We start from the raw sequence: 518 nt of genomic DNA, 5'->3' as shown, positions 1-518 counted from the left end.
CGCCTGTCCTAACGCACAACGGCCGCCGGAACGATCCCGCAGAGATCGCGTTGGCGGGGCAAAGAGAAGACATGCCATAGGAGACAGGCCATGGCCCGGGACAACGCCGAAAAGGCCAACAGCGCGGCCAAGGAGGCACGCCAAGCCGCGGATGAACCGACGCTCGAACCCTCGCTTGATCCGCTCGTGAACATGACGCACGAGCTCGCGCAGGAAGAGCGTGATCCGGACGGGCTCGGCCCCATGTCCCCCGGCATGGCCGAGAGGATCAGGCGGGAGCGCGGCAACAAGCCTGATCGCTGAAGGTCCGAGCTGTCTCAGGTTCATCGTCCCTGACGACCGGCGCGGTCGGGCAGCCGTCCTGCCTGGGGCTGCACCGCAAAGAAGCTCCCTCGCCGGAGGGTCGGGAGGGAGCAGGATCCAGAGGGAGTTTGGGAGGAAGAAGAGCCCTCAACCTACGCCTCTGCACTGACGGCACCATCAAGCAGGTTAAACGCGGCAGGAGATTGGCACTGGAT

The 518-nt window shown here is 65.1% G+C and carries 1 protein-coding gene; it reads left to right on the top strand.

Translation table 11 applies throughout. The features are described 5' to 3' along the window. Window positions 1-90 precede the first annotated feature (90 nt). The gene (locus DC522_RS34115) at window positions 91-303 is read left to right on the top strand and encodes a hypothetical protein (protein WP_116532747.1); all 213 of its coding nucleotides are present in this window, start codon (window positions 91-93) and stop codon (window positions 301-303) included. Window positions 304-518 lie beyond the last annotated feature (215 nt).

The organism is Microvirga sp. KLBC 81, assembly GCF_003075415.1.
GTDB lineage: Bacteria > Pseudomonadota > Alphaproteobacteria > Rhizobiales > Beijerinckiaceae > Microvirga.
The sequence above is the reverse complement of the archived record's forward strand: the minus strand, read 5'-3'. Positions and strand labels throughout refer to the sequence as shown.